Annotated in this window: 5 protein-coding genes; all 5 read right to left on the bottom strand. The window is 41.0% G+C overall.

What is annotated here, in order from left to right; all coding sequences use genetic code 11:
- Positions 1 to 811: 811 nt before the first annotated feature.
- A complete protein-coding gene (locus WAO74_RS04925) occupies positions 812 to 1267 on the bottom strand; it encodes a hypothetical protein (RefSeq protein WP_422160062.1) in 456 nt (151 codons plus the stop codon).
- Entirely contained in the window at positions 1260 to 1667 is a 408-nt protein-coding gene (locus WAO74_RS04920) for a hypothetical protein (protein WP_422160061.1), read from the bottom strand. Before WAO74_RS04920 ends, WAO74_RS04925 begins: the two co-directional genes overlap by 8 nt.
- A gap of 334 nt (positions 1668 to 2001) precedes the next feature.
- Positions 2002 to 2499 carry a hypothetical protein gene (locus tag WAO74_RS04915; RefSeq protein ID WP_422160060.1) on the bottom strand — a complete coding sequence of 166 codons (498 nt, stop codon included), beginning with the start codon at positions 2497 to 2499 and terminating at the stop codon, positions 2002 to 2004.
- Position 2500: 1 nt separating this feature from the next.
- On the bottom strand, positions 2501 to 3262 hold the full coding sequence (locus WAO74_RS04910; protein WP_422160059.1) for a hypothetical protein: 762 nt from the start codon (positions 3260 to 3262) through the stop codon (positions 2501 to 2503).
- Positions 3263 to 3320: 58 nt separating this feature from the next.
- Positions 3321 to 3712, bottom strand: a 392-nt coding sequence (locus WAO74_RS04905) for a hypothetical protein (protein WP_422160058.1), incomplete at its 5' end; no start/stop codon positions are given.

Below are 3712 nucleotides of genomic sequence, written 5' to 3'. Positions count from 1 at the left end.
AGTAACCTTTGGAACGCCGTCGCCAGTGAAGTACGTGCGTTCTGTAACGTCGCCTGCGATGAAACCTTGCACTACGTCTACATCAGCAGTCCAGTGAAACCAGTATTTGTCCTCGTCTGTTTCGTTTTGTCCGAAGCGATAGATTGATTTAATAGTACCAGTCTTGGTTAACGGAGCTGGTGTTATAGCTGAAGTACCTCTGCTAGATTGTAGCGAGCCCTTCCACACAGGACAGTTAAGCGCGGCTTGCGCAGCCTCGTTGCTTAGATATCTAGGGGGCGTCATAGGAGACACACCTGAGAATTTACTTACTGTTATTACCGCCATCATCCCCTCTGCTTTCGTTTATCATAGCACTTAACTCATCGGCTACGTCCCAATAAGACGCATCTTCGTCCCTGGCTTGTTCGTATAATACTAGGATTACATCACGTAGTATTGCTTCTAATTCTTCACTCATTATAATTTGGCGCCCACTAATGTATGCAAGGGTGAGGAGAGCAGTAAGTAGTGGGCGTCCCTATTATAACTCTTTTATACTCCTGAACGTCTATTAATTAAGTCTTGGACACTGACAGTCGCAACTCTGTGTCTGATTCATCATTTGCATACTACCTTGCATCATTTGCTGTGGTATTTGCATAAATTGATTCATAAAAGCCATTGAGGCAAGAGATATAGTTACCCCTACTGCGAACACCACTACACATTTGCTAATCTTATCTATCATTTAATTTCCTTTTCAAATAGGTTGCATAAGCGCTGCCAAATATAATAACACTTAATAGTAGAACAAATAACAATATTTCCATCACATCTCCGATAGTGGATTATTGAGAGCCTTCTGAAGTTTACCCTCGAAGTCCTTCTCAATCTCCTTGACATCTTTTCTGAAAGCACGTAACTCGTCATTCATATCTTTATTGACATCTTTGACATATCTGTAAGCATCATCAGCTGTGTCTTCTGCTCGTTTAATATCTAGCTTCATGTCATCAATGCTCTTATTGATACCATCAAGTCTTGTGTTGGTCTTCTCTAGTTCAGCGAATATAGCTCCAGGGTCGATAGATGCTATTCCTTCGACTTTCTGGTACATAACGAAGCCACCGTATAACATTCCGATAATAGAGCCTACACCCGCAAATCCTGCGGTCACTGTCATCGGGGTCATCTTAATGCCAAATAGCTTAAACTCCGTATTCTTTAAGCTATCAACACTTTGCTCGATGTTTTCTATTTCGTTTCCTAAGTCTTTATCAGCCATCTTCAAACCTCAGTTTCTTCAAGTTTTTTAGCTCTTCTTCTAACCTAAGTACCTCTAGGCGTTTCTTATGTAACTCTAGCTTGTACAAGGTGTTACAGTTAATACGCTCTTTAGGGGCGTCTAGCGGTATGATTATCCTTGCATACAAACCAATGTCCTTTGTTGTAGGATTGTTTGGGTCACTAGAACTGAACGGACTAGTAGCATTATCAATAATACCTGTCATACCAAATTCAAAGTTAGTAGCACCGCCAATAGCATTTTTACAATCTAAATCACCTGCCCTAAACGAATCTTGCCCATAAGCAGAACCTGCGCTTGGTAGTTGTAATGATAGTGAGCTGTTACCTAGAGCAGTGCCTGCTAGCAATGCTAATAGTATTACTTGAATTTTGAACATATTCTACTCGCTATTGCTGTCCTTACCTTAACGTCCGTCTTTATCTTGGACTTAGAGCAAATGTATCTTGCCCTACTCTTATCATTGTTGTTAATGTACACATCAAACTTTAGATGCTGTAAGTACGTCAGCTTAACTATGTCGTACTTAGATACAAATGCAATAGGCTTCATATCCTTGTCGAATACCCCTATCTCATAGTAGTCAACATCTTTGCGTTTGTTGAACATCTCCATCTTAGTCTTAACTACACCTGTTATATGGGTGTCTTTCCAAGTTGGATATGTTGGAGTCATCTCATGGGCATTAACTACGCCCACAAACAATAACGCTATTACTGTGCGATACATTCAGCTACAACTAATGCTGTGTATGAACCACCTGCAAATGCCTTAGAGCCTCCCATAACCGCTTTAGATTGAGTCTTAAACCAAGTTGAACCTGTTGCAGTTAAGTCATACTTATCCATATAGCCTGTTTCAATCTTGTTAGTTTCATAGTCAGCCATACCTGTTGAATCAGATACTGCTTTAACCACTGTGTCACCTGTCCAAGTAACTACGTCAGCTAAAGATGGACTAGATGAGAAAGCACTAGGGGCTGTAACTTGAGCATAATAAGCATCTGCTAAAGTAACATCAAAACGTGTTACCGCAAGCTCACCACCGTTAGTAGTTGCTGTGTCTAGTGTGTATGCGTTAGGGTTTCCGAATGTACCTTCAGTATCAGTTGAAATGATACATCTTGATTGAACATTACCGTTAATCGCTGTGTTAGCAGATACATTAGCACTAAGTGCCACCATACCTACAAGTGTTAATTGTTTTACCATCTTATTCTCCTAAGTTATACTGCATTCCGACCAACTCGTCATGCAGTTTTTGAGTAGACCAATTCATTCTTCGCCCACCGTTATTGTCAGGCAGATTACCACCCTCTAATTCTATTGAATCGTTGTAATTACCACCTTGTATTGTTTTAGTTAGGTAAGTGGTTACATTAATTGAGTTATTCATCTGTTGAAGCATCATAGACTGAGCAAACCCCTCAGCAAATAGGGCAGAGTTATCAGTGATTGACATTGCTCGTTCTAGTCGCTTATTACGCTCCTCTTCTTCAAGTTCTTCATCAGACTTAACATCTGTATCTTTAGCCTTAGTATCTGTGTTCTTAACCTCAACCTGCTCAATTACAGAGTCCTCAGTAGCATCATAAATATCCGCCATATCTACTATTGTAGGTGTTGGTGGTATGAATCCTGGACAGTTAATATCTGCTTGCGCATTGAAGCAAGGGTCTACCTTGTAGCTGTAGATTAAACTAGCGTCTTCAACTGTACCTTCACCTGTCGTATTTAAGAATCCATCACCAAACTGTGACCTAGGTACATAGGGCAACGGCACATTCTTAATGATAGCAATACCACCTTGAACACCATCCCAATTATCTGTTTCTTTCCAAACGTAACCTGTGCCGTCTGCGTTGTGATTACCTATCTCAACTTCAAAGTCAGCATTAGTTTCTTTATTTGGGGTGTAGGTGTAGAACACACCATTAACATCTAAGCCCGTAGGGTCGGGTAATACACTGTCCATGCTCCAAGGGTTGCCCTGGAGAAAGGCGTTACCTGTATACCCATAGTAAGGGTTTAGATTAGAGTAACAAGAGCCAACCCAAAGCACCGAGACCAAAGTCAGTAGCCATTTCCTTAGCATCATATTTCTCCTTAGGTTCAATGTAAGGCTTCTCTTCATGAGATTCCCAGCCTAGCTTAGCCTCAGCCCCAATCTTACCGTCATAGGGGCAAGGTGTACCTGCCATCATCATAGCATCAAATACGTTCTTATCTTGACACATCACGCTTACAGCAGCCACTTTCATGCCCATATCAAAAAGTATCTTAGACTTCTTTAGTCTAACACAGTTTTCTTCAGTGAATGTAGTACCTGCCGAGATACCTAAGATTTGAGTTTGTACAGCACCTGCCACACCAACCGTACATAAGTCAGAATTAGAACCTGAACTAAACTGTGGTGATATAGCAG

The sequence above is a fragment of the Polaribacter sp. genome (assembly GCF_049276715.1).
Lineage (GTDB): Bacteria > Bacteroidota > Bacteroidia > Flavobacteriales > Flavobacteriaceae > Polaribacter.
Note: the sequence above shows the minus strand (reverse complement) of the source record. Positions and strands in the feature narration are given on the sequence as shown.

Bases quoted from the DNA above. Each gene is read 5' to 3' on its own strand.
- WAO74_RS04910 (WP_422160059.1), bottom strand. From the start codon at position 3,262: ATGGACAGTGTATTACCCGACCCTACGGGCTTAGATGTTAATGGTGTG.
- WAO74_RS04920 (WP_422160061.1), bottom strand. From the start codon at position 1,667: ATGTTCAAAATTCAAGTAATACTATTAGCATTGCTAGCAGGCACTGCT.
- WAO74_RS04925 (WP_422160062.1), bottom strand. From the start codon at position 1,267: ATGGCTGATAAAGACTTAGGAAACGAAATAGAAAACATCGAGCAAAGT.
- WAO74_RS04915 (WP_422160060.1), bottom strand. From the start codon at position 2,499: ATGGTAAAACAATTAACACTTGTAGGTATGGTGGCACTTAGTGCTAAT.